The sequence below is a fragment of the Arthrobacter echini genome (genome assembly GCF_008107445.1).
GTDB lineage: Bacteria > Actinomycetota > Actinomycetes > Actinomycetales > Micrococcaceae > Arthrobacter_D > Arthrobacter_D echini_A.
The window spans coordinates 311,319-335,144 of record NZ_VSLD01000003.1 but is presented as its reverse complement, the minus strand read 5'-3'; the positions used below and the strand labels follow the sequence as shown (position 1 = coordinate 335,144).

The window sequence follows — 23,826 nt, the reverse complement described above, 5'->3', positions numbered from 1 at the left end:
ACGATATCAGCGGCACGCGAGCCCGATCCGGTCATCCTTCGTCCTCGAGCACGGCGGCGAGGGTCTCCGCGCCGAGTTCGAACAGGGTCGGCGCGTCGGACGAGGAGGCGAGCAGGGCGCTGCCGATACTCAGAGCCCACCCCCGCGCCCTCGTCCAGGTCTCCGCATCCGTGGGCCGGAGGCGCTCCAGCTCCGCACGGAACGCTGCCCGGCCGACGGCATCGAAGTGCAGCCAGGCTGCGGCCAGATCCGTGGCCGGGTCCCCACAGCACAGATCACCGAAGTCGACGACGCCGGCCAGGGCGCCGTCGGGGGCGAGGACCGTGTTCGCCGGATGGAGATCGCCGTGCAGCCAGAGCGGCGCAGCGGACCAGGGCGGTGCGGCGAGAGCCGCGGCCCACACCTCCAGCAGACGATCGGTGGGCACATCCGGCAGCGACCGGAGGCGCGCATGCACGACGGCGTCGCGCGCAGCGAGCGGGCCACCGCGCCCCACCGGACTCACGGGCGCATCGGGCGGGGCAGGGCGTTGGACGTGGACGAGGAACCGCGCGAGCGCAGGCGCTGCTGCTCCGCGACCGGAGCGCGGGACGGTGTTACCACTCGAGCCCTCGATCCAGCGGCAGACCGACCAGTGCCACGGGTAACCGGCGCCCGGCACGCCCGTGGCCAGCGGCGCCGACGTCGGCACGTCCAGCCCGTTCACGAGGTCCGGCAACCACCGCTGCTCCGCAACCATGAGCGGCTCGGCCACCTCGCGCCGCGGGAGCCGCGCCACCAGATCATTTCCCAGCCGGAACAGGGTGTTGTCCCAGCCGTGGCCCGCGTAGGTGAGCGGCAGAGCCGCCAGCTCGGGGTGCTGGTCGGCGAGCAACGAGGCGACGAGGGAGGGTGTGAGGTGAACCTCCGCCGGCGGCATCAGCGCCATCGTGCCCTCCCTGGAGTCCTCACGCGGGGCGGAGTCAGCCCTCGACGCCGAGGCGCTGCAGGATGAGCTCGCGTACGCGTCCGGCGTCGGCCTGGCCGCGGGTGGCCTTCATGACCCCGCCCACGATCGCGCCGACGGCCTGGATCTTGCCGCCACGGATCTTGTCGGCCACGTCGGGCTGGGCCGCCAGTGCGCCGTCGATCGCGTCGAGCAGCGGGCCGTCGTCGGACACGACGGCGAGGCCGCGCTGCTCCACGACCTCGGCGGGTGTGCCCTCCCCCGCGAGGACGCCGTCGAGCACGTCGCGCGAGAGCTTGTCGTTGATCTTCCCGGCATCGATGAGGCCCTGGAGCTCCACCACCAGCTCGGGTGTGACACCGAGCTCGGAGGGCTCGACGTCGGCGAGCTTCGCGCGACGCGAGATCTCGCCCATCCACCACTTGCGAGCGGCGACGGCGCCCACCCCGGCGGCGACGGTGTCCTCGATCGAGGTCATCACGCCGGCGTTGACCACATCCCGGAACTCGGCGTCGGAGTAGCCCCAGTCGGCCTGGAGGCGTTTGCGTCGTTCGGCGGGAGGCTCGGGCAGCGAAGCGCGCAGCGTCTCGATCCATGCCTCGTCCGTCACCACGGGTACCAGATCAGGCTCGGGGAAATACCGGTAGTCGTCGGCATCGGACTTGGGGCGCCCCGACGTCGTGGAGCGGGTGTCCTCGTGCCAGTGACGCGTCTCCTGGAGGATCGGGGTACCGGAATCGAGTACAGCGGCGTGCCGCTGGATCTCGTAGCGGACGGCATGCTCGACGGCGCGCAGCGAGTTCACGTTCTTCGTCTCGGTGCGCGTGCCGAACTGCTCGCGGCCGTGCGGACGGAGCGAGACGTTCGCGTCGCAGCGCACGTTGCCGCGCTCCATGCGCGCATCGGAGACACCGAGATTCTTCACGATCTCGCGGATCGCTGCGACGTAGGCCTTCGCGAGCTCGGGAGCCCGTGCTCCTGCCCCCTCGATCGGCTTGGTGACGATCTCGATCAGCGGGACCCCGGCCCGGTTGTAGTCCACGAGCGAGTATTCGGCGCCCTGGATGCGGCCCGTGGAACCACCCACGTGCGTGAGCTTCCCGGCATCCTCCTCCATGTGGGCGCGCTCGATCTCCACCGTGAACACCGTGCCGTCGGCGAGTTCGATGTCGATGGACCCGTCGTACGCGATCGGGTCCTCGAACTGGGAGGTCTGGAAGTTCTTCGGGGTGTCCGGGTAGAAATAGTTCTTCCGGGCGAAATAGCACTTCTCGGCGATGCTGCAGTTCAGCGCGAGACCGATCTTGATCGCCGATTCCACGGCAACGCCGTTGACCACGGGCAGCACCCCGGGCAGACCCAGATCCACCGGCGTCACGTTGGTGTTCGGCACGTCCCCGAAGGCGTTCGGCGCGGAGGAGAACATCTTGGTCCTCGTGTTGAGCTCCACGTGGACCTCGAACCCGAGCACGGGATCGTACTTCTCCATGGCCTCGTCGAAGGAGAGGACCTCATCGGTACCAGCAGTCATTACTTCCCACCTGCAATCTCTGTGATCTCCGGGGCCCTGGACAGCAGCGGTCCGCCCCACGACTCTTCGAGCAACGCCTCGAGGACGGCCCCCACGCGGTAGAGCCGCGCGTCCTGACGGGCTGGAGCGAGGAACTGGATCCCCACCGGCAGGCCGTCCTCGTCCGCGAGTCCGCCCGGTACCGAGAGGCCGGGGATGCCCGCCAGATTCGCCGGTATCGTGGCGACGTCGTTGAGGTACATGGCCAGCGGATCTCCCAGCTTCTCCCCCAGCTTGAAGGCGGTGGTCGGCGCGGTGGGCGAGATGAGCACGTCGGCCTGTTCGAAGGCAGCGGCGAAATCGCGCTGGATGAGCGTACGTACCTGCTGCGCAGAGCCGTAGTACGCGTCGTAGTAGCCGGCGCTCAGCGCGTAGGTGCCCAGGATGATGCGGCGCTTGACCTCGTCGCCGAAACCGGCGGCGCGGGTGGCACCCATCACGCGCTCGATCGTCGGAGCGCCGTCCGGCACCACGCGCAGACCGAAGCGGACGCCGTCGTACTTGGCCAGATTGCTCGAAGCCTCCGACGGCATGATCAGGTAGTAGGCGCCGAGTGCGTACCGGAAATTGGGGCAGGAGACCTCCACGATCTCGGCGCCGGCGGAGCGGAGGAGCTCCAGCGCCTCCTGGAAGCGCGTGAGCACCCCCGCCTGGTAGCCCTCACCCTGCAGTTCCTTGATGACGCCGATGCGCATGCCCTCGACCTCGCCCCTGCGGGCCGCCTCCACGAGCGCACCGACCGGGTCGGTGAGCGACGTCGAGTCCTGGGGGTCGTGCCCGCCGATCACTTCGTGCAGCAGGGCACTGTCCAGGACCGTGCGCGAGACGGGGCCGATCTGGTCGAGCGAGGACGCCATGGCGATGGCCCCGTAGCGGGAGACCCCGCCATAGGTGGGCTTCACCCCGACGGTCCCCGTGACGGCGCCGGGCTGGCGGATGGAACCGCCCGTGTCGGTGCCGAGTGCCAGCGGTGCCTCGAAGGCGGCGACGGCGGCAGCCGACCCTCCGCCGGAACCGCCGGGGATGCGGTCCAGATCCCAGGGGTTGCGCGTGGGACCGTAGGCGGAGTGCTCGGTCGAGGAACCCATGGCGAACTCGTCGAGGTTGGTCTTGCCGAGGAGCGGCATCCGCGCGGCGCGGAGCTTGCTCACGACCGTTGCGTCGTACGGGCTCTGCCAGCCCTCGAGGATCTTCGAGCCCGCCGTGGTGGGCTGGCCTCGCGTCACGATCAGGTCCTTCACCGCGATGGGCACGCCGGCCAGCGGGTGCAGGGTCTCCGCGCCGGCCCGGGCGCGGTCGACCTCGGCGGCGACACGCAGCGCCTCGTCGGCGTTGACGTGCAGGAAGGCGTTGATGGCGCCGTCCACGGCATCGATGCGGTCGAGATGGGCCTGCGTCACCTCGACGGCGGAGACCTCCTTCGACGCGAGCTTCCGGGAGAGGGCGTCGGCGGAGAACCGGGTCAGGTCTGTCATGGTCTACTCCCCGTCCAGGATGGCCGGGACCCTGAACCGGCCGTCGGCGTTGTCGGGTGCGCCCAGGAGCGCTTCCTCGTTCGTGAGCGTCGCGCCCACCACGTCCTCGCGGAACACATTGCTCAGGGGGATCGGGTGGCTCGTGGCGGGCACGTCGTCGCCCGCCACCTCGCTGATGCTCTTGACGGAATCGACGATCACGGCGAGCTCTCCGGCCATGCGGTCGAGTTCGTCGTCGTACATGTCGATGTGGGCGAGACGCGCCAGATGCGCGACGTCGTCCCGGTTGATCTCAGCCATGGATCTCCCCTGGAAGTCGGAGTGGATTTCTGCATCCAGTCTAGTGCTGGCACGGCGGGGCGCGGCACGCGAGGTGCGCGGGACCGGCTCGGTCCGGTGCGCGGGAAGCTCAGAGCGGCAGGCGGAACACCCAGAGCAGGATGTCCTCGTTCGGGACTTCCCAGTCCCGCTCGGGAACCCGGGTGAAGCCCATCGACAGGTACAGCCGGTGGGCGCGCACCATGTCGGAGCCACTGGTCAGGCTCACGGCCTCGATGCCGGGCAGCGCACGCGCGTGCTCGATGATGCGCTCCACCATCGCGCGGCCGATCCCGCCCCGCTGAACCATGGGATCCACGGCCAGCATGCGGAACTCCAGCTCGCCCTCGACCGCGATGTCCGTGTACCGCTGGCCCGCGAACGTGAGCGCGACCGATCCGACGACGGTACCGCCCCGCTCTGCCACCCAGACCTCCGCGTGCTGGGCGCGGTGCTCGATGTCGGACAGGACGACGACGTAGGGGTGGGCCGCATCGGTGAAGTAGCCGGCCTCGAGGTAGGCGTCGCGCGTGATGCGCCGGACGTCGTCGTAGTCCTCGGGACGGACGGGGCGGATGGTGGTGGCGGAGTCGGTCGGCGGCGTGGGCGCTGTGGTCACCGGCCTATTTTGCCATGGGAAACCAAAGGGCCGACGCCCCCACTCCCGACGGCGGATCTGCACTGACGCATTATCGGGGAATTGACGGAGAATTAGTTGGGAATAATAGCGTGGACCTGCTCATCCGATAATCCCCTGTGGAAATCATTATTGATATCACGTACAATTCAAGGTGGTTTGTGCAATTCACATGAATCGTAGGTCCACAGGGCCTGATGAAGGGAGAGTCATGAAGGCCGTCATGTACTACGGCAAGGAAGATCTACGCATCGAGGACGTCGAGGCGCCGCAGGTACGACCCGGAAGCGTCAGGATCAAACCCGCGTTCAACGGCATCTGCGGGAGTGACCTCCACCTGTACCAGGACGGTCCCATTCCTCCGGCTCCGTCCACCGAGCAGCCGCACCCGCTCTCCGGGGAGACCCTGCCCGTGGTGCTCGGTCACGAGTTCTCCGGTGTCGTCGACGAGGTCGGCGAGGGTGTGGACGGAATCTCGATCGGCGACTCGGTCGTCGTCGAACCGCTCATGGTCGACGGCACGTGTCCTGCATGCCGCAAAGGTAAGTACAACCTGTGCGAGCAGATGGGATTCGTCGGCATCTCGGGGGGCGGTGGAGGTTTGAGCGAACAGATCGTGGTGGAGCAGCAATGGGTTCATCGGATCGGCGACATGCCACTCGACCAGGCTGCGATGATCGAGCCGCTGGCTGTCTGTGTGCACGCGGTCGAGCACGCCGGTGCCACGGCCGGTCAAACCGCTGTTGTCGGTGGCGCGGGTCCTATTGGCCTCCTCACGGCCGCGGTGCTCAAGGCGAAGGGGATCACGACAATTGTCAGTGAGGTCTCGAAGACACGTCGGGAGAAAGCTCTGTCGGCAGGTGTCGCCGATACCGTCGTCGACCCGTCCAGCGAAGATCTTGCTGCGGTGGTCGCGGACCTCACCGACGGCGCCGGAGCGGACGTGGCCTTCGACGCCGCTGGGGTGGGCGTCGTCGTCGGTCAGCTGCTCGGAGTGCTCGCCGCCGGTGGCCGGCTGGAAGTGATCGCCCTCCACTCGAAGCCCGTCGAGCTCGACATCACGGATGCTCTGACGATGCAGGAGCGCGTCCTGTCCAGCTGCATCGGGTACGCGAACAACCATCCGGAGGCCATCCGGCTGGTGCAGGAGGGCAAAATCGACCTGGCGCCGTTCATCACCTCGAAGATCAAGCCTGAGGACATCGTCGAGAAGGGCATCAAGCGCCTGCTGGACAACACCGGTGAAGAAGTGAAGATCCTCGTGGCGATGGAGTAGGGCTCAGTCCTCGGTCACCCGCCGATATCCCGTACCGTCCGGATAGCGCTCCACCAACCCGTGGTCGACGAGCGCGCGGCGGAGCGTCGGGATGTCCTGGGTGACGGTCGCGATCAGTCGGTTGACCTCCGGCTCGGAGAGCTCCTCGTCGGCCGGAAGGAGCCGCTCGGCGAGGTGGGCGAGCAGATCCGCCCGGTCCTGGCCGGCGCGTGGCAACCCGTCGATCCGACCGTCGCGGAAGAACCTGTCGACACCCCTCGGCGTACTCGGAGCCGCAGCCGCCAGGACCGTTTTGAAGAGTTGCTCGTCCACGGTGAGGTCGGCGCCGAGCAGACCGGCGTCGACGAGGCGCTGGGTCTCCTTGCGCGTCGCTCCCAGCGGCTGGTGCAGGACCGCCAGCGCGTACAGCTCCCGCGCGCGGGCTCCGGCCAGGGTGGAGAAGATCTGCTGCCAGGACGGCGTGCTCATGGAATTCTCTCGGAGAGTCGGGCGAAGGACGCGTCAGGTGATGTCGGATTCGGGGGGCTCGGCACTTCCGGCGTGCTGGACGCTTTCGGCGGGCTCGGAACGTCCGACGGTGGCGCCGTCGTCGTCCGCTGTGTCGGCTGCCTCCGCCGCGCTCTCCGCCGCGCTGTCCGCCGGGCCGTGCTCGAGGAGGTCGATGAACCCCTCCTCGTCCAGCACCGTGACGCCAAGCGCCTCGGCCTTCTCGAGCTTCGTCCCGGCGTTCTCACCCGCCACCACGTAGCTGGTCTTCTTCGACACCGACCCGGACGCCTTGCCTCCGCGCGCGATGATGGCCTCCTTGGCCTCGTCGCGGTTGTACCGTTCGAGCGAACCGGTCACGACGACGGTGAGGCCCTCGAGCGTGCGGGGTGTGTTCTCGTCGACCTCGTCCTCCATCCGGACGCCCGCTGCGGCCCACCGATCCACGATCTCGCGGTGCCAGTCCTCCTCGAACCACTCGGTCAGGGCGACGGCGATGGTGGGCCCGACGCCGTCGACGTTGGCCAGGTCCTCCTCGCTCGCTGCGCGGATACGCTCCATCGATCCGAACGCGGTGGCCAGCGCCCGCGACGCCGTGGGTCCCACATGGCGGATGGACAGAGCGACCAGCACGCGCCAGAGCGGCTGGTTCTTGGCCTTCTCGAGCTCGGTGAACAGCTTGCGGGTGGTGGCGCTCGGTTCGGAGGGCTTCTTGGCCGTGCCCTTCGAGAAGAAATAGGGGACGAGCTCGCGGCCGGTCACCACGCCCTTGACCTTCTTGTCCCGTTCGATCCGCACGTCGGCAAGCTTCTCCGGGGTGAGATCGAAGATGTCCGCCTCGGTGGTGATGGGCGGAACGGCGGGTTCGCTGGGCTGGGTGAGGGCGATCGCCGCCTCCCAGCCCAGCGCCTCGATGTCGAAGGCACCGCGTCCGGCGAGATGGAAGACCCGCTCACGCAACTGGGACGGGCAGGAGCGGGCGTTGGGGCAGCGGATGTCGACGTCGCCCTCCTTGGCCGGTTGCAGTGTGGTCCCGCAGGACGGGCACTCGGTCGGCATGACGAACTCCCGGACCGCGCTCTCGTCGCGCAGGGCCATGACCGGCCCCACGATCTCCGGGATGACGTCGCCTGCTTTCCGCAGCACCACGACGTCGCCGATCATCACACCCTTGGCCTTGACGACCTCCTGGTTGTGCAGGGTGGCCATGCTCACGGTGGAGCCGGCGACCTTGACGGGCTCCATCAGGCCGAACGGGGTGACGCGGCCGGTCCGCCCCACGTTCACGAGGATGTCCAGCAGCTTCGTGTTCACCTCCTCGGGAGGGTACTTGTACGCGACCGACCAGCGCGGCACGCGGGAGGTGTGGCCCAGGGCCCGCTGCAGCGCGAAGCTGTCCACCTTCACCACGATGCCGTCGATCTCGTGCAGCAGACCGTGGCGGTGATCGCCGTAGTGCTCGATGAACTCCACTACCGCGCGCTGGTCCGCGAGAACTTTGTAGTACGGGGACGTGGGCAGACCCCAGGACCTCAGCAGGTCGTAGGTCTGGGATTGCGTCTCGGCCGTGAGCCCCGTGCGGGCTCCGATGCCGTGCACGTACATGTCCAACGGACGCTCCGCCGTCATGGCCGGGTCCTTCTGCCGGAGTGAACCGGCCGCGGCGTTGCGCGGATTGGCGAACGGCGCCTTGCCCGCGGCGACCATGCGCTCATTGAGCTGCGCGAACTCCTTCGTGGGGAAGAAGACCTCGCCGCGGATCTCCACCTCTTCCGGGTGCCCGCTGCCCGCAAGGTGGCGCGGGATCGAGGCGATGGTCAGGACGTTGTGGGTGATGTCCTCCCCTGTGACGCCGTCGCCGCGGGTCGCTGCCCGCACCAGCTCGCCGTCGCGGTACAGCAGATTCACGGCGAGACCGTCGATCTTCAGTTCGGTCAGCCACGCGATGGACGAGCCGGGACTGCGCTGCTCCACGCCCGCCGTCGCGCGCTCCAGCCAGACGGTGAGTTCGTCGAGGGAGAAGACGTCCTCGAGGCTGTACATCCGGGCCAGGTGATCCACGGGGGTGAACGCCGAGGAGACCTCGCCTCCCACCTCCTGCGACGGCGAGTCGTTCGACACCAGCTCGGGGTGGAGGGCTTCCAGCTCCTCGAGCCTGCGGAACAGGGCGTCGAACTCGGCGTCCGAGATGGTGGGCGCCGCGTCCTGGTAATAGGCGGACCGGTGAGCGCGGATCTCCTCGGCGAGCTGCGCGTACTCCTCCCTGAGAGCGTGATCGGGGGTGCCGGACTGCTCCGGGGAAGGGGCTGCTACCGATGCGCTGCCGGATTCTGGGGTCACTTTTCCATCTTGCCCTACCGCACGATGCCGGGCTACCGGGTCCTCACCCGCGTGCTGGAACGCGACCGGTGGGGGGGGGCTACGCTACCCGTCCGAGCCGACGCCGTCGGCCGCGAAGAACCCCCGCACCGGTGCGGCTGGGGCCCCGCTGCCCGTCATCCCTCCGAACGTCGCGTCGACGACGATCACGGTCACGTTGTCCCGGGCCCCGGCGCCTAGGGCTGCGGTGATCAGCTCGTTGCAGGCATCCTGTGGATCACCGGCCAGGCTCAGGATGCCGCAGATCTCCTCGTCCGTGACTTCTCCGCTGAGACCATCGGAGCACAGGAGCAGACGATCTCCCTGCTCCACGGGCAGCAGCCAGAAGTCGGCCTCGGTGTCATCGCCCGCCCCCAGCGCTCGCGTCACGACATGCCGTCTGGGATGGGTGCGCGCCTGCTCCTCGGTGAGCTGACCGGTGTCGACGAGTTCCTGGACCTCGGAGTGATCCACCGTGATCTGGCCGAAGGTGTCGTTGCTCAGGCGGTAGACCCGCGAGTCGCCCACATTGAAGAACAGCCAGTGGGGCATCGTGGACTCCTCGACCAGCACCACCCCCGTCAACGTGGTCCCCGCATCGCCTCCCGCCTCGTCGCGAATGGCGTGATCGGCCCGCTCGATCAGGTCCTCGAGGTCACCCACGGAGACGCGCGCGTACCCGGTGCCCGCGATGTCGCTGGCCTCGAGGGTGCGGACGCAGATACTGCTCGCCACCTCGCCGGCCTCGTGCCCGCCCATACCGTCGGCGATGGCGAAGACCGGCTCCACGGCGATGAAGGAATCCTCGTTGAGCTCCCGGAGCAGGCCCACATCCGTCCCGAAGCCATAGGTGAGCCGGACATCTCCCCCTGAGAGGGGGCTGGTGCCGGACGCTTGATTCCCGCCGTCCTCCGCGGGTGGGGCCGAGCTCCCGCCCGGATCCGGGGCGAGCGCAGCAGGCGTGATGTCGATGGCGTGCGCGCCGTGCACCTGCCGTTCACGCATGACGGATCCCGTGGTTCGAGCCGGGAGCTGGGCTGGTGCCTTCGGGGAAGGCTCGGCAGACTGGCATGGTCCCATTCTGCCCTCCGCCTCCCCCGTAGTCCGGAAGCGCTGCGCTTGGATCCCACTCAGCGATGCCGCACAGAGGGTCAGAGCTCTAGATCCCACCCGACGGGCATCAATGATGGGAGCGAAGGGACGAAGCTGACGAACCCTGGGCGTCGATCCCATTCTGCGACGCCGAGCGGTGGGAGGGAGTGCCCGGTCCCACCTTTCAGGCCTCCGTAGTGGGAGCGAGTGCCCGGTCCCACCTTTCAGGCCTCCGTAGTGGGAGCGAAGGGACGAAGCGGACGAACCCTGCGCGTCGATCCCATTCTGCGACGCCGAGCGGTGGGAGGGAGCTGACGGGGAGCTTCGGTCCCAACCGATAGGCCTGAGTAGTGGGAGCGAGTGCCCGGTCCCACCTTTCAGGCCTCCGTAGTGGGAGCGAAAAGAGGAAAAGGAGCAACCCTGCGCGTCGATCCCAGCCCACGACGACGACCAGTGGGAGGGAGTGCCCGGTCCCACCTTTCAGGCCTGAGTAGTGGGAGCGAAAAGAGGAAAAGGAGCAACCCCGCGCGTCGATCCCAGCCCACGACGACGACCAGTGGGATCGAGCCGTGGGCCAACGCCCGATCCCACCCCGGACAGCCGACCAATGGGACGAAGGGCTGCTCAGTCGAGAATCAGGCCCGAACCCGTCCCGCGCGCCAGCGTTGCGGGCCGCACCTCACCGAAGCCGCGCACGTTACGGGCGTCGTGGAAGGTGAGGACGAACTTCTCGTTCTGCTCGAGCGTGGCGGCCGTGACGGAGTCGACGAGCACCTGCCCCGGCTCGGCGAGTGCCGTCAAGCGTGCAGCGAGGTTGACGGTGGGACCGTAGATGTCCCCGAGGCGGGACAGAACGCGGCCCCACACCAGGGAACAGCGCGCGGAGGGGAGGAACTCGTCGTCGGAGAAGGCCTTGGCGAGGGCCAGTGAGATCTCCGCCCCGGCTTCGGGAGATTCCGCGATGTACAGGACCTCGTCGCCGATCGTCTTGACGAGCCGGCCGCCGCCCACGGAGATGATCTCGGAGCTCTTGTTCTCGAAGCGCTGCACCAGCTGGGCGAGGGTGCGCTCGTTCATCCGACGCGACAGGCTCGTGTAGGAGACGAGATCCGCGAAGCCCACAGCGCGCGCCAGTGGCAGGGGTGCGTCCTGCTCGTCGCCGTCCCGCCCGACCTCGCTGGAGCGCAGGCCCGACTCCGCGCGGAGCGCCAGGCGCTGTACTCCCGCGTTCATCTGGCGGCGCCATGCATAGACGAGCGTCTTCTCGAGCGGCTCGATCAGGTCCGGCAACTCGGTGACGAGGGTCTTGCGTGCGTCGGAGTCCGACAGGCCACGCTGTGCAACCATCTCCTCGACGATCGCCTCGATCTGCCAGACCACCATGCGGTCCGTCATCTGCCCCACGGCACGCGTGATCGAGATGGCGGCGTCCTCGGTGAGCTGCTCCTGGCGCACCATGTCGATGATCGTGGTGAGTGCGCCGAGGTCCTTCTCCGTGAAGGCGACGTCGTCGTCCCCGATGTTGGGAAATCCCATGGCGCGCCAGAGCTTGCGCGCCGACAGCAGCGACACGCCGGCAGCAGCGGCGATGTCACGGCGCCTCAGGGTGCGCTCGGCGCCGAGGAGCTCGCGTTCGAGCCGGCGGATCGTCTCGCGGTCGAGTTCCAACGGCGCCGATGCGTCCTCCCGCTCGCCGCCGCCGGTCATATCAGGATGCAACTGCCAGACCTCCTTCGCCGCTCCGGCGGAAGGCTGGCCACCCTGCCCGACGGCGCTGCCGCCGTCCTGCCCTGCCGGCGCGGGTCCGGGCAGCGGGGTCGTAGGCTGTGGGGTTGTAGGCAGCGGGGCCGACGGCGACGTGGCCGCAGGCATGACGGCAGGACCGTCCGAGCGGCCTGGCTCGCCGGATCCGTGCCGGTCCTCGACTGTCATGATTACTCAGGTCTCCCTCTGTGCCATTCCTCCCACGGGCCGGAGGTCCCTTCGCGGGAGTACTGCGGACCGCTGTCCCTGTCTACACCATCGATGCCGTGGATCGATGGGAGCTCGCTGACCACCAGGCCCAGGTATTCCTTGAACCGCCTGACCTGCGGTACGTCGCGATACCGTTCCGCATGGGCGGCATGGGCCCCGACCATGAGCGTCCCGCTGCCGGTCAACCGCTGCAGCAGGCTCTGCTCCGTCCGCACCTGCAGGCCGGACGACAGGGGGATGTCGTGCTCGGTACGACGACCCGCGCCACGCCGGTGGATGAGCCGTAGGCTCGTGAGGACGTAGCGGGTGCTGGACCAACGGACCAGGGGCCGCACCACCACGAGCACGAGCAGGAGCACGACGACGGCGATCGCAAGCAGCAGAAGCACCACTTGCCATTCACCCAGCTCCGGCAGCTGCCTGCCGCCGAGGTAGCCGAGACCGAAGCCCCCGGCAGCGAGGACCACGAAGCCGCCGACGACGGGCCCCGCGAGCGGAAGCAGGGAGGGGCGGGTCCGGACGATCACGCGCTCGCCCGGCAGGAGATTCACCCGCACGGACTACACCAGTGGACGCAGGTGCACGACGTCGCCCGCCGAGACCGTGTGCCGTTCGCCGTCGTCGTCGCGCACCACGAGGGCACCACGCGCGTCGAGGGAGAGCGCGCGGCCGCTCAGTGTGCCGCCGCCCGGCAGCTCGGCCCGCACGTCCTGCCCGAGGGTGCTCATGCGGGCCCCGACCCGGTCCTGGAGCGCCGGGCCGTCCGTCCAGGGAGCCGCGGCGTCGCCGTCGGCGTCGCAGAAACTGCGGTAATGATCCGCGAGGGTACGCAGGAAGGACTTGAGCAGGATGTTGCGATCGGTGGTTCCTGCGTACTCCAGCAAAAGGCTCGTCGCGGTGGGGACCGGAAGCTCGTCCTCGGTGAGGCTGACGTTGAGTCCCACCCCCACGACGACGGCGGGAGGCTCGGCCCCGGCTCCGGGCACGAACGTGGCGAGCACACCGGCGAGCTTGCGTCCGTCCACGGTGACGTCGTTGGGCCATTTGAGCTGCGGAGCGATCTTGGTCCGGTCCTCGACGCTCTCGGCCAGGGCCAGCGCCGCCAGGAGTGAGAACCAGGGGTAGGACGTGGTGGGGACGGGGCGGCCCTGCCGGTTGACGGGTCGCAGGAGCACGCTGACGAACAGCGACGACCGCTCCGGGGCGCTCCAGGAGCGATCGAGCCGGCCGCGTCCGGCGGTCTGCATCTCCGCCGCGACAACACTCAGATCAGGCCATCCGGCGGGCTCCCGCTGCGTGTGCTGCACCAGATCCGCATTGGTCGAGCCGGTCTGCGCCACGACCTCGAGCCTGGGAATGGGACCCGACGGCATGCAGACGGCTGCCCTCAGGACGCCCACGTCCAGGCCCGGGCGTTCGAGATTCGAGTAGCGGGAGGACATGTCACCGATCCTATCCGCCTCGGCCTGCGCCGGGCGGACCGGCGTCGCCCCGCCGGCGTCAAGGACGCCCGGCCGGCGCTCGGCCCGCATGCGCGGCGCCCCGGGCGGACCGGCGTCGCCCTACCGTCAGAGGAAGATGTCCGGGATGAGCCCGCCCTCCGGGGCGCCGAGGCTGTAGCCGGTGAGGTCGGTGACACCCTCCTCCCGAAGAATCTGCTCGTCGGTGAAGAAGTTGCCGGTGCAGGTCCGGGCCCCACGGACCAGCACGGCGTGCGCGGCGTCCGCGACGATCCGCGGGCTCCTGGCCGCCTGCACCAGCCGATCGCCGCCCGGCATGGCCCTGATGGCAGCAGTGTCGATCAGGGTCGCCGGCCAGAGCGAGTTCACCGCCACCCCGTCCTCACGGAGCTCCTCCGCCAGACCGAGGGTGGTCAGGGACATCCCGTACTTCGCCATGGTGTAGGCCAGGTGCAGCCCGGCCCAGTGCGGATCGAGGTTCAGCGGCGGCGACAGGGTGAGGATGTGGGGATTCCCCGACCGCTTGAGCGCATCGAGGGAGAACTTGCTGAGCATGAAGGTGCCGCGGACGTTGATGTCCGCCATGAGGTCGTACCGCTTCATGGCGACGTCGGCGGTCTTGGAGAGGTCGATCGCGGAGGCGTTGTTCACCACGATGTCGATCCCTCCGAAGGTGCTGACGGTCGTGTCGACGGCGGCCCTGACGTCGTCGTCGTTGCGCACGTCCCCCACGATCGCCAGCGCCCGTCCACCCGCAGCCTCGATCTGCTCGGCGGCCGTGTGGACCGTGCCCTCGAGCTTGGGGTGGGGCTCACCGGTCTTGGCCATGATGGCCACGTTCGCACCGTCGCGGGCTGCCCGCAGGGCGATCGCCAGCCCGATACCGCGACTCCCGCCCGACATGAGCACGGTGCGCCCTGCGAGCGATCGGGGTGCGCCAGGAGTGGATTCGTGGTCCTCGGGGGAAGCTGTCATGGCTCCACCATATGCAGCGGGGTGGAGCCATGCTCCTCCGACCCACCGGGCTGCCCTGGACGCGGCAGCGGCCCGCCGCTAAGCGATACCCGACGAAACTGTAGGAGTCATACAACCCGCCACCCCGAACGGGTCATTAGACTGGACCGAACGCGCTGCACATTGTCGGAATCCTCCAGTTCCCACCGGCGCCCCATCCATCCGCCGACCGGAGTACCCATGCGCCAGGACCTGCAGCCCGATCTGACCACCACGGCCGGGAAGCTCGCCGACTTCCGCAGGCGCGAGGCCCTCTCCCGCGAACCCTCCGGCCCGGCCGCGATCGAGAAGCAGCATGCGCGGGGCAAGAACACCGCCCGCGAGCGCATCGACCTCCTCGTGGACGAGAACTCGTTCGTCGAGTTCGACGCCCTCGCCGTGCATCGCTCCACCGCCTTCGGGATGGAGCAGAAGAAGCCGCTCGGCGACGGCGTGGTGTCCGGGTACGCGACGGTGGACGGACGGCTGATCGCGATCTACAGCCAGGACTTCACCGTGTACGGCGGCTCGCTGAGCCAGGTCAACGGCGAGAAGATCGTCAAGGTCCAGGAGTTCGCACTGCGCAACGGCTGCCCGGTGGTCGGCATCAACGACGGCGGCGGCGCCCGCATCCAGGAGGGCGTGGCCTCCCTGGCCATGTTCGCCGACATCTTCCGCAACAACGTCCACGCCTCCGGTGTGGTCCCGCAGATCTCCCTCATCATGGGTCCGTGCGCCGGTGGGGCGGCCTACTCCCCCGCGCTGACCGACTTCGTGGTGATGGTGGACAAGACCTCGCACATGTTCATCACCGGCCCCGATGTCATCAAGGCCGTGACCGGCGAGGACGTGGACATGGAGACCCTCGGTGGGGCCCGCCAGCACAACACGGCCACCGGCACCTCGGCCTATCTCGCCACGGACGAGGCGGACGCCGTCGGCTTCGTCCGGGAACTGCTCGACTACCTCCCCTCGAACAATCTCGCCGAGGCGCCGCTGACCGAGTGGGTGGAGGAACCGGAGCCTTCCGAGGAGGACCTCGCCCTCGACACGCTCGTGCCGGACGCCGCGAACCAGCCGTACGACATGCACGCGGTGATCGGGGCGATCGTCGACGATGGTCACTTCCTCGAGCTGCAGGCCCTGTACGCGCCCAATCTCGTCATCGGCTATGCGCGGGTCGAGGGGCACACCATCGGGATCGTGGCGAACCAGCCGCTGCAGTTCGCCGGCACCCTGGACATCAATGCCTCCGAGAAGGCCGCGCGCTTCGTGCGCCACTGCGACGCCTTCAACATCCCCCTGCTGACCCTGGTCGACGTGCCCGGCTTCCTGCCCGGCAAGGACCAGGAGTTCCAGGGCATCATCCGGCGCGGGGCCAAACTCCTGTACGCCTACGCGGAGGCCACGGTGCCCAAGCTGACCGTCATCACGCGCAAGGCCTACGGCGGCGCCTACATCGTCATGGGCTCCAAGAAGCTCGGCGCCGATCTGAACCTGGCCTGGCCCACGGCGCAGATCGGTGTCATGGGCGCCCAGGGTGCGGTGAACATCCTGTACCGCGGGCACCTCAAGGAGGTGACCGACGCCGGCGGGGACGTGGAAGCAGCCCGCGCGGACGTGGTGCAGCAGTACGAGGAGGAGCTGCTGAACCCCTACCAGGCCGCGGAACTCGGTTACGTCGACGCCGTCATCGCGCCCTCCGAGACGCGACTGCACATTGTCCGGGGGCTGCGGGCCCTGCGCGACAAGCGCGCGTCGAACCCGGCCAAGAAGCACGGGAACATCCCGCTGTGAGCATGCAGGCGGGCACGGACGACGCATCCTCCCGGGCGACCTTCTCGGTGGTGGCGGGCTCCCCGACCGCCGAGGAGCTCGCCGCCCTCACCGCCGTCGTCATCGCCCTGCAGGGAACACCCCCGACGACCGGCGATCCGGCGCCGGGCCGCTCATGGGTGCGCCGCGCACTGCTCTCCCTCGGTCCGAGACCCGGGCCTGCGTCCTGGCGGCGCAGCGGCCGCTGAGCTCACGTCGCGGGACGAGCGATGGTCCGGCTGCGGCCGCGGAACTCGGCGACGACCCTGTCACCGACGGTGACACGGACGTCGTAGACGCCGCTCCTGCCGGTCCGCGACACCAGGGCGCCGACCGCGGTGAGCGTCTCGCCCTGCCGGGCGGGAGCCACGAAATTGATGTCCGCGCCCGAGGCCACCGTGATGACGGCCGGATCACCGGCAGGATCGTTGCACGCCAGGGCGAAGCAGGTGTCGGCGAACGCGAAGATGATGCCGCCGTGGGCGATGCCGAAGCCGTTCACCATCTCCTTCCTCAACCGCAGGGAGATCCGCGCCGCCTCGGCCGTCGACTCCTCGACCACGATGCCCATCCACTCCGACATGTGATCCGCGGCGAGGATCGGATGGGCCTGGGACTGCTGGTCGATCTGTGGCACGGGTGTACTCCTCATCGGCAGGGTGCGGGGCTGCGGGTGCAGGACCTGGGGCCCACGCTACCGACCCGCCACCCGATCGGTAGCCTCCGGCAACCGTATGCCACTAGGCTCTGACCGTGACCCATACCACTGACGACTCCGCCCTGCCCTCCGCTCCGGCCCGGCAGTCCACCGCCATCGACGCCGTCGCCACCTCGTACTACGAGACCCTGCTCCGGCTGCTGCCCGACTACGCCACCCAGCTGGGACTGCCCGGCCACGAGACGGAGTACCGCGACTACTCCCCCGCCGGGCTCGAGGCCCTCGCGGAAGCGGCACGCGAGACCCTTCTCCTCCTCGAGGACCTGACACCGGCCGACGACGTCGACACCGTGACCCTCGACGCGATGCGGGAACGCCTGGGCCTCGACGTCGAGATCCACGAGGCGGGGCTCGACTACGCCGACCTGAACAACATCGCCTGCCCGGCCCAGAGCATCCGCGCCATCTTCGACCTCATGCCGACAGCCACCGCCGAGGACTGGAGCCATATCGCCGGACGCCTCGCGAACGTGCCCGACGCGATCGACGGGTACATCTCCTCGCTGCGAGCGGGCCGCGAGCGCGGACGCGTTGCGGCCCGCCGCCAGGTGTCCATCGTGATGGAACAGGCCGGCAAGTACGTGGAGGACGGCGGGTTCTTCGACTCCCTCGGCAGCACCACGAGCACGGACGACGGCGTCCTCCCGGAATCGCTCACCCAGCAGCTCCGGGCCGGGGCCGACGCCGCCCGGACCGCATACCGCTCCCTGGCCACGTTCCTGGGCGAGGAGCTCCTGCCCGCCGCACCCGAGCAGGATGCCGTGGGGAGGGAGCACTACGCCCTCACGTCCCGCCTCTTCCTCGGCTCCGGCGTCGATCTCGAGGAGACCTACCGGTGGGGCGTCGAGGAACTCGACCGGGTCATCGCCGAGCAGGAAGCGGTTGCGGACGAGATCCGCCCGGGTGCCACGATCGAGGAGGCGATGGCCCTCCTCGACGCGGATCCCGCACGTCAACTGCACGGGACCGAGGCGCTGCAGGCATGGATGCAGGAGCTCTCGGACACCGCGATCGATGCCATGGCCGGGGTCCACTTCGACATCCCGGACGTGATGCGGCGCGTCGAATGCCGGATCGCGCCGACCAGTGAGGGCGGCATCTACTACACGGGGCCGAGCGACGACTTCTCCCGGCCGGGCCGCATGTGGTGGTCGGTCCCGGAGGGCGAGGACTCCTTCACCACCTGGAAGGAGACCACCACCGTCTACCACGAGGGCGTCCCCGGGCACCACCTGCAGATCGCGACGGCGGTCTTCCAGCGCGCCCTGCTCAACCCCTGGCGCCGCAACGGCATCTGGGTCTCGGGACAGGGTGAGGGCTGGGCCCTGTACGCGGAGCGGCTCATGCAGGAGCTGGGCTTCCTCTCCGACCCGGGGGACCGCCTCGGCATGCTGGACGCCCAGCGCATGCGCGCGGCCCGCGTGGTCTTCGACATCGGTGTGCACCTCGAGCTCGAGATCCCCGAGCGCTGGGGCACCGGGACCTGGACGGCGGAGAAGGGCTACGTGTTCCTGCAGCAGAATCTGGCCATCAGCGAGGGGCAGCTGGACTTCGAGTACACGCGCTATCTCGGCTGGCCCGGGCAGGCTCCCGCCTACAAGATCGGGCAGCGGCTCTGGGAGCAGATCCGCGACGAGGTCAGGACGTCCGAGGGTGAGGCCTTCGACCTCCGTGCCTTCCACACGCGGGCCCTGAATCTCGGCTCGGTCGGCCTCGACACCCTGCGCCGCGCACTCGTCCCGGCGACGTAGAGGTTCATCACAGGCGGACGGGGAATATTCTCCGTCCGCCCGTGTGCGCCCGTCCCTGCGCGGATCCGCCGCAGCACCCTCGACGACGTCCACAACCACGCCCGTAATATTTCGCAACCCCGCCTTCGACCAGCTGCGCACCGGGCCCTAGTGTTCTGGGCGTGTCTACCGAAAACAGCCCTTCCTCCACCCGGCGCAGGCTACCCCGCTGGGTCACCTCCTTCGGACCGCAGATCATCGCTGCCCTCCTCGTCGGAGTGGCCCTGGGCCTGCTGGCGAAATACACCGGCCACACCGCGGAGGCGCCGAACGGGCTCGGCACAACCCTCGCCACGCTGGGTTCGAGCTATGTAGCCCTCCTGCGCACCGCCGTCGTGCCTCTGATCTTCACCGCCGTGGTCAGCTCCATCGCCAATCTCCGCGCCGTCACCAACGCCGCGCGGCTCGCGGGCCGGACGCTGCTGTGGTTCGCCATCACGGCCCTGATCGCCGTGGTCATCGGCATCGGACTCGGGCTGGTCTTCCAGCCCGGCGCCGGCACAGGAGCCGCTCAGCCCGACGAGTACACGGGCAACACCGGCAGCTGGTGGGCCTTCCTCACCGGACTGATCCCCGCGAACGTCCTCGGCCTCCAGGCGTCCTCGACCGTCGCCGATACGGGCGCTGTCGCCACCGCGCTGAACTTCAACGTGCTGCAGGTGCTCGTGGTCGCCGCTGCCGTCGGGATCGCCGCGCTCAAGGTGGGCCCACCGGCCGAGGCGTTCCTCGTCTTCAACGCCTCGGCCCTCGCCGTGATCCAGAAGGTCCTCTGGTGGATCATCCGCATCGCTCCGCTCGGCACCGTCGGCCTGATCGGCAATGCCGTGGCCGTGTACGGCTGGGACACCATCGGATCCCTCGGGAAGTTCACGCTGGCCATCTACGTGGGCCTCGCCCTCGTCCTGTTCGTGGTCTACCCCGTCCTCATCAAGACCCATGGGCTGTCGGTCAGGCAGTACTTCTCCGGCGCCTGGCCCGCCATCCAGCTGGCCTTCGTCTCGCGCTCCTCCGTGGGCACCCTGCCACTCACCCAGCGCGTCACGGAGCGCAATCTCGGCGTCCCCCGCGCGTACGCATCGTTCGCCGTGCCCCTCGGAGCGACGACGAAGATGGACGGCTGCGCGGCCATCTACCCGGCCGTCGCCGCGATCTTCGTGGCACAGTTCTTCGGCATCGAGCTGGACCTCACGCAGTACCTGCTCATCGTGCTCGTCTCCGTGCTCGGGTCTGCGGCGACCGCCGGCACCACCGGCGCGGTCGTGATGCTCACCCTGACCCTCTCCACCCTCGGCCTGCCCCTGGCCGGTGTGGGCCTGCTGCTGGCGGTCGACCCGATCCTCGACATGGGCCGCACGGCCGTGAACGTCGCCGGCCAGGCCCTCGTCCCCACGATCGTGGCCCGGCGCGAGGGGCTGCTGGATCTTGCGCTCTACAACGCTGAGCGGACAGGTGACCCGTTCGTCGACGACAGCGGCACGACCGGGCCCGTGGACGCCGTCCCGGCTGAAAGTATGGCCATGCCGGCCCGCTGACCGGAACACAGTCTCGGCCCCACCGCACCGTCCTCCGACGCTAACGATTCGGCGCCGATCGCCGAACGGCGGCGCTTTTGCCTTGCGGCGAGCGCATCATAGTGGCACCTATCCAGTTCGACAAGGTGGTGCGACATGAACCAAACGCGCTTGACGGGGAAACTCTCCGCCACTCTCGCCGCCCTCGCCCTCACTGCAGGCCTCGGCCTCGCAGGGGCACCCCCGGCGTCCGCCGCTTACTGCGGCATCACGTGGGGATCGACCGTCAAGGCCGCCCCCAGCTACTCCTCCGCCCCGGTCACCGACGTCCGCTCCGGCCGCCACGGCTGCTTCGACCGCATGGTCATCGATGCGCGCGGGCCCGTCTCCGGGTACCGCGTGGCCTATGTGGACCAGGTCACCCGACCCGGCTCCGGCTCCGTGGTTCCGCTGCGCGGCGGCGCACGCCTCTCGGTCACGGTCATGGCACCGGCCTATGACGGTTCGGGCCGGGCGACCTACTCCCCGTCCAACCGGAACGAGCTCGTCGATACGGCGGGTTACTCCACCTTCCGGCAGGTGGCACTCGCGGGGAGCTTCGAGGGACAGACGACCATCGGCCTGGGCGTCCGCGGGCGACTTCCCGTCCGCGTCTTCGTCCTGCCCGGCCCCGGGAACGGCTCGAGGGTGGTGATCGACGTCGCGCACTACTGGTGAAGGATCCGTGCCCGGTCCCGTCCTGACGGGACCGGGCACGCCCCTGACCGCCGGACACCGATGCCTGCTCCCTGCGCCTAGGCTTGGTCCATGACGGCTCGCCTGATCCTCGCCTCCAAGTCCCCGGCCCGCACCAGGCTCCTCACCGAGGCCGGGATCCGCCATGACGTGGTGATGTCCGCGGTGGACGAACCGGCCGTCGTCGCCTCCTACGGTGCGATCGATCCGCACGACACCGCCCTGCTCCTTGCGCGCGCGAAGGCCGAAGCCGTCGCAGCGCTCGACGACGCCGGGGACGGACTCGTGATCGGGTGCGACTCCGTCTTCGAGTTCGACGGCGAAGCCCATGGCAAGCCCTACGAACCCGAGGTCGCGATCGAACGGATCACCCGGATGCAGGGCCGCTCGGGCATCCTGCACACGGGCCACTGGCTCATCGACACACGTCGGGGCGGAAGCGGTGGCACCCTCGGAGCCGTGGCCTCCGCGCGCGTGACCTTCACCAGGATGACCGCTGCGGAGATCGGCGCCTACGTCGCCACCGGTGAGCCCCTGCACTGCGCCGGGTCCTTCACCATCGACGGTCTGGGAGGAGCCTTCGTCGAGCGCGTGGACGGCGACCCCCACGCCGTCGTCGGACTCAGTATCTCGACCCTGCGGGGTCTCCTGGGCTCCCTCGGCATCTCGATCACCGAGCTCTGGTCCCCCGCCGCTCTGTTGTAGCTTCCCTACAACGGAACAGCACCAGACACTTCCATGCGGCACGATTCATGGGTGGAACCGACAAAACCGGTCTAGGCTCCCAACGGAGAAGAAGGAGTCCCCGCCCCATGAACCAAGCCCCGCGCACCCCATCCGGATCACCTGCCACGACCGGCACTACGCCGCACCATCCGGTGACGAAGGTCCTCGTCGCGAACCGCGGGGAGATCGCGGTCCGCGTGATCCGGGCCGCCCGCGACGAAGGGATCACCTCCGTCGCCGTGTATGCGGACCCTGATCGCGATGCCCTGCACGTCCGCATGGCCGACGAGGCCTTCGCGCTCGGAGGGAACACCGCGGCGGAGTCCTACCTGGTCATGGACAGGATCCTCCAGGCCGCCCGGCACGGTGGTGCCGACGCCATCCATCCCGGCTACGGTTTCCTGTCCGAGAACGCGGAGTTCGCCCAGCGCGTCATCGACGCGGGCCTCACCTGGATCGGCCCCTCCCCCGAGGCCATCTCGAAGCTGGGCGACAAGGTCCGCGCGCGACACATCGCCGCCCTCGTCGGCGCGCCCCTGGTACCGGGTACCAAGGATCCCGTCTCCTCCGCCGGGGAGGTCGTCGGCTTCGCGGAAGAATTCGGCCTGCCCATCGCCATCAAGGCCGCCTTCGGGGGCGGCGGTCGCGGGATCAAGGTGGTGCGCAGGATCGAGGACATCCCTGAGATGTTCGAGTCCGCCGTCCGCGAGGCCACGGCGGCCTTCGGCAACGGAGAGTGCTTCGTGGAGCGGTTCCTCGATGCACCGCGCCATGTGGAGACCCAGTGCCTGGCTGACGCCCACGGCAACGTCGTCGTGGTCTCCACGAGGGACTGCTCCCTCCAGCGCCGCAACCAGAAGCTCGTCGAGGAAGCCCCCGCACCCTTCCTCACGGACGAGCAGAACGAGCGTCTCTACGAGTCCTCGAAGGCCATCCTCCGCGAAGCCGGGTACCAGGGCGCGGGAACGTGCGAGTTCCTCGTGGGCCAGGACGGCACCATCTCGTTCCTCGAGGTCAACACCCGCCTGCAGGTGGAGCATCCGGTGTCCGAGGAGGTCACGGGGCTCGACCTCGTCCGCGAGCAGTTCCGGCTCGCTCGCGGCGAGGAGCTCGGCTACGGGGATCCGGCCGTCCGCGGCCACTCCTTCGAGTTCCGCATCAACGGCGAGGATCCCGGTCGGGGCTTCCTCCCGACCCCGGGAACCGTCCGGACACTCCAGCTGCCCACTGGCCCCGGCGTCCGCGTGGACGCGGGGATCGAGGCCGGGGAGGTGATCGGCGGCAACTTCGACTCGCTGCTCGCCAAGCTCATCGTGACCGGATCCACGAGGGAGCACGCGCTCCAGCGTGCACGGCGGGCGCTGTCCGAGCTGGTGATCGAGGGGATGCCGACCGTGGTGCCCTTCCACACCGCCGTCGTCGTCGATCCCGCCTTCGCCCCCGCCGCCGGTCCGTTCTCGGTCCACACCCGCTGGATCGAGACGGAGTTCCACAATGCCATCGGACCATGGAAGGGCCCCGGAGAGCCCTCCGCGGAGCCGGGGCCCCGGCAGCGCATCACCGTCGAAGTGGGCGGCCGCCGCCTCGAGGTCTCTTTGCCGGCCGGACTGGGTGCCTCGACGAACGGCAAGAACGGCAATGGTCAGAAGTCGAAGAAGTCCCCGCGCGCCCGGGCCGGGAGGGCTACCGGCGGTGGTGACGAGCTCACCTCGCCGATGCAGGGCACCATCGTGAAGGTCGCAGCAGCCGAGGGTGACGTGGTGTCGGAGGGCGACCTCGTTGTGGTCCTGGAGGCCATGAAGATGGAGCAGCCACTCACCGCGCACAAGGCGGGCACCCTGACCGGGCTGACGGCCGCCCCCGGGGACACCGTGTCCGCCGGCGCCGTGATCGCCACGATCAGCGACTGACGCCGGGACCTGAACACAGGATCTGAGCGCGGAGAC

21 protein-coding genes are annotated in these 23,826 nt (G+C 69.1%); 8 read left to right on the top strand and 13 right to left on the bottom strand.

The features are described 5' to 3' along the window. Positions 1-31: 31 nt before the first annotated feature. The 5 genes from FQ377_RS08515 to FQ377_RS08495 form a co-directional block, all read right to left on the bottom strand. Complete coding sequence (locus tag FQ377_RS08515; protein ID WP_148600809.1) at positions 32-928, bottom strand: aminoglycoside phosphotransferase family protein; 897 nt, start codon at positions 926-928, stop codon at positions 32-34. A 34-nt stretch (positions 929-962) separates the two neighbouring features. Then, positions 963-2,477 carry an Asp-tRNA(Asn)/Glu-tRNA(Gln) amidotransferase subunit GatB gene (gene gatB / locus FQ377_RS08510; protein WP_148600808.1) on the bottom strand — a complete coding sequence of 505 codons (1,515 nt, stop codon included), beginning with the start codon at positions 2,475-2,477 and terminating at the stop codon, positions 963-965. Further along, positions 2,477-3,991 carry an Asp-tRNA(Asn)/Glu-tRNA(Gln) amidotransferase subunit GatA gene (gatA, locus tag FQ377_RS08505; protein ID WP_148600807.1) on the bottom strand — a complete coding sequence of 505 codons (1,515 nt, stop codon included), beginning with the start codon at positions 3,989-3,991 and terminating at the stop codon, positions 2,477-2,479. Before gatA ends, gatB begins: the two co-directional genes overlap by 1 nt. Positions 3,992-3,994: 3 nt before the next feature. Beyond that, positions 3,995-4,291 (bottom strand): Asp-tRNA(Asn)/Glu-tRNA(Gln) amidotransferase subunit GatC, encoded by a 297-nt coding sequence (gene gatC / locus FQ377_RS08500; RefSeq protein WP_148600806.1) that lies wholly within the window; start codon positions 4,289-4,291, stop codon positions 3,995-3,997. A 109-nt stretch (positions 4,292-4,400) separates the two neighbouring features. Beyond that, a complete protein-coding gene (locus tag FQ377_RS08495) occupies positions 4,401-4,928 on the bottom strand; it encodes a GNAT family N-acetyltransferase (RefSeq protein ID WP_148600805.1) in 528 nt (175 codons plus the stop codon). Between the two features lie 229 nt (positions 4,929-5,157). On the opposite strand from FQ377_RS08495, the gene FQ377_RS08490 reads away from it, so the two are divergent. After that, complete coding sequence (locus tag FQ377_RS08490; RefSeq protein WP_148600804.1) at positions 5,158-6,222, top strand: 2,3-butanediol dehydrogenase; 1,065 nt, start codon at positions 5,158-5,160, stop codon at positions 6,220-6,222. A 3-nt stretch (positions 6,223-6,225) separates the two neighbouring features. On the opposite strand, the gene FQ377_RS08485 is transcribed toward FQ377_RS08490, so the two are convergent. The 7 genes from FQ377_RS08485 to FQ377_RS08455 form a co-directional block, all read right to left on the bottom strand. Further along, complete coding sequence (locus FQ377_RS08485) at positions 6,226-6,690, bottom strand: DUF2087 domain-containing protein (RefSeq protein ID WP_148600803.1); 465 nt, start codon at positions 6,688-6,690, stop codon at positions 6,226-6,228. A 33-nt stretch (positions 6,691-6,723) separates the two neighbouring features. Beyond that, on the bottom strand, positions 6,724-9,048 hold the full coding sequence (ligA, locus tag FQ377_RS08480) for an NAD-dependent DNA ligase LigA (RefSeq protein ID WP_148600802.1): 2,325 nt from the start codon (positions 9,046-9,048) through the stop codon (positions 6,724-6,726). A gap of 84 nt (positions 9,049-9,132) precedes the next feature. Beyond that, positions 9,133-10,071 (bottom strand): PP2C family protein-serine/threonine phosphatase, encoded by a 939-nt coding sequence (locus tag FQ377_RS08475; RefSeq protein ID WP_148600801.1) that lies wholly within the window; start codon positions 10,069-10,071, stop codon positions 9,133-9,135. A gap of 711 nt (positions 10,072-10,782) precedes the next feature. Beyond that, on the bottom strand, positions 10,783-12,090 hold the full coding sequence (locus tag FQ377_RS08470) for an adenylate/guanylate cyclase domain-containing protein (protein WP_395858476.1): 1,308 nt from the start codon (positions 12,088-12,090) through the stop codon (positions 10,783-10,785). 2 nt (positions 12,091-12,092) lie between these two features. Then, positions 12,093-12,683: a PH domain-containing protein gene (locus FQ377_RS08465; protein ID WP_187393301.1), complete on the bottom strand. Its 591-nt coding sequence runs from the start codon at positions 12,681-12,683 to the stop codon at positions 12,093-12,095. 9 nt (positions 12,684-12,692) lie between these two features. Continuing rightward, complete coding sequence (locus FQ377_RS08460) at positions 12,693-13,664, bottom strand: biotin--[acetyl-CoA-carboxylase] ligase (protein WP_262364352.1); 972 nt, start codon at positions 13,662-13,664, stop codon at positions 12,693-12,695. Between the two features lie 36 nt (positions 13,665-13,700). Continuing rightward, a complete protein-coding gene (locus tag FQ377_RS08455) occupies positions 13,701-14,567 on the bottom strand; it encodes an SDR family oxidoreductase (RefSeq protein ID WP_148600799.1) in 867 nt (288 codons plus the stop codon). Positions 14,568-14,798: 231 nt separating this feature from the next. On the opposite strand from FQ377_RS08455, the gene FQ377_RS08450 reads away from it, so the two are divergent. After that, positions 14,799-16,382, top strand: a complete 1,584-nt coding sequence (locus FQ377_RS08450; protein WP_148600974.1) for an acyl-CoA carboxylase subunit beta — start codon at positions 14,799-14,801, stop codon at positions 16,380-16,382. A 2-nt stretch (positions 16,383-16,384) separates the two neighbouring features. After that, entirely contained in the window at positions 16,385-16,609 is a 225-nt protein-coding gene (locus tag FQ377_RS08445; RefSeq protein ID WP_148600973.1) for an acyl-CoA carboxylase subunit epsilon, read from the top strand. A 2-nt stretch (positions 16,610-16,611) separates the two neighbouring features. On the opposite strand, the gene FQ377_RS08440 is transcribed toward FQ377_RS08445, so the two are convergent. Continuing rightward, complete coding sequence (locus FQ377_RS08440; protein WP_316245917.1) at positions 16,612-17,037, bottom strand: hotdog fold thioesterase; 426 nt, start codon at positions 17,035-17,037, stop codon at positions 16,612-16,614. Between the two features lie 116 nt (positions 17,038-17,153). Here FQ377_RS08440 and FQ377_RS08435 point away from each other — a divergent pair, with 116 nt between their 5' ends. From FQ377_RS08435 to FQ377_RS08415, 5 genes are all read left to right on the top strand, one after another. Next, complete coding sequence (locus FQ377_RS08435) at positions 17,154-18,869, top strand: DUF885 domain-containing protein (RefSeq protein ID WP_262364351.1); 1,716 nt, start codon at positions 17,154-17,156, stop codon at positions 18,867-18,869. A gap of 161 nt (positions 18,870-19,030) precedes the next feature. Further along, complete coding sequence (locus tag FQ377_RS08430) at positions 19,031-20,440, top strand: dicarboxylate/amino acid:cation symporter (RefSeq protein ID WP_395858475.1); 1,410 nt, start codon at positions 19,031-19,033, stop codon at positions 20,438-20,440. Positions 20,441-20,575: 135 nt separating this feature from the next. Next, positions 20,576-21,136: an AMIN-like domain-containing (lipo)protein gene (locus FQ377_RS08425; RefSeq protein WP_148600796.1), complete on the top strand. Its 561-nt coding sequence runs from the start codon at positions 20,576-20,578 to the stop codon at positions 21,134-21,136. A 90-nt stretch (positions 21,137-21,226) separates the two neighbouring features. Further along, complete coding sequence (locus tag FQ377_RS08420) at positions 21,227-21,859, top strand: Maf family protein (RefSeq protein ID WP_148600795.1); 633 nt, start codon at positions 21,227-21,229, stop codon at positions 21,857-21,859. Between the two features lie 107 nt (positions 21,860-21,966). Continuing rightward, positions 21,967-23,790, top strand: coding sequence for an acetyl/propionyl/methylcrotonyl-CoA carboxylase subunit alpha (locus FQ377_RS08415; protein ID WP_148600794.1), 1,824 nt, complete (start codon positions 21,967-21,969; stop codon positions 23,788-23,790). Positions 23,791-23,826 lie beyond the last annotated feature (36 nt).

What these genes read in the sequence shown, in the direction of transcription:
- FQ377_RS08460 (WP_262364352.1), bottom strand. Translation starts at nt 13,664, where the DNA reads ATGCGGGCCGAGCGCCGGCCGGGCGTCCTTGACGCCGGCGGGGCGACG.
- FQ377_RS08420 (WP_148600795.1), top strand. Translation starts at nt 21,227, where the DNA reads ATGACGGCTCGCCTGATCCTCGCCTCCAAGTCCCCGGCCCGCACCAGG.
- FQ377_RS08425 (WP_148600796.1), top strand. Translation starts at nt 20,576, where the DNA reads ATGAACCAAACGCGCTTGACGGGGAAACTCTCCGCCACTCTCGCCGCC.
- FQ377_RS08415 (WP_148600794.1), top strand. Translation starts at nt 21,967, where the DNA reads ATGAACCAAGCCCCGCGCACCCCATCCGGATCACCTGCCACGACCGGC.
- FQ377_RS08485 (WP_148600803.1), bottom strand. Translation starts at nt 6,690, where the DNA reads ATGAGCACGCCGTCCTGGCAGCAGATCTTCTCCACCCTGGCCGGAGCC.
- gatC (WP_148600806.1), bottom strand. Translation starts at nt 4,291, where the DNA reads ATGGCTGAGATCAACCGGGACGACGTCGCGCATCTGGCGCGTCTCGCC.
- gatA (WP_148600807.1), bottom strand. Translation starts at nt 3,991, where the DNA reads ATGACAGACCTGACCCGGTTCTCCGCCGACGCCCTCTCCCGGAAGCTC.
- gatB (WP_148600808.1), bottom strand. Translation starts at nt 2,477, where the DNA reads ATGACTGCTGGTACCGATGAGGTCCTCTCCTTCGACGAGGCCATGGAG.
- FQ377_RS08455 (WP_148600799.1), bottom strand. Translation starts at nt 14,567, where the DNA reads ATGACAGCTTCCCCCGAGGACCACGAATCCACTCCTGGCGCACCCCGA.
- FQ377_RS08490 (WP_148600804.1), top strand. Translation starts at nt 5,158, where the DNA reads ATGAAGGCCGTCATGTACTACGGCAAGGAAGATCTACGCATCGAGGAC.
- FQ377_RS08470 (WP_395858476.1), bottom strand. Translation starts at nt 12,090, where the DNA reads ATGACAGTCGAGGACCGGCACGGATCCGGCGAGCCAGGCCGCTCGGAC.
- FQ377_RS08475 (WP_148600801.1), bottom strand. Translation starts at nt 10,071, where the DNA reads ATGCGTGAACGGCAGGTGCACGGCGCGCACGCCATCGACATCACGCCT.
- FQ377_RS08515 (WP_148600809.1), bottom strand. Translation starts at nt 928, where the DNA reads ATGGCGCTGATGCCGCCGGCGGAGGTTCACCTCACACCCTCCCTCGTC.
- FQ377_RS08445 (WP_148600973.1), top strand. Translation starts at nt 16,385, where the DNA reads ATGCAGGCGGGCACGGACGACGCATCCTCCCGGGCGACCTTCTCGGTG.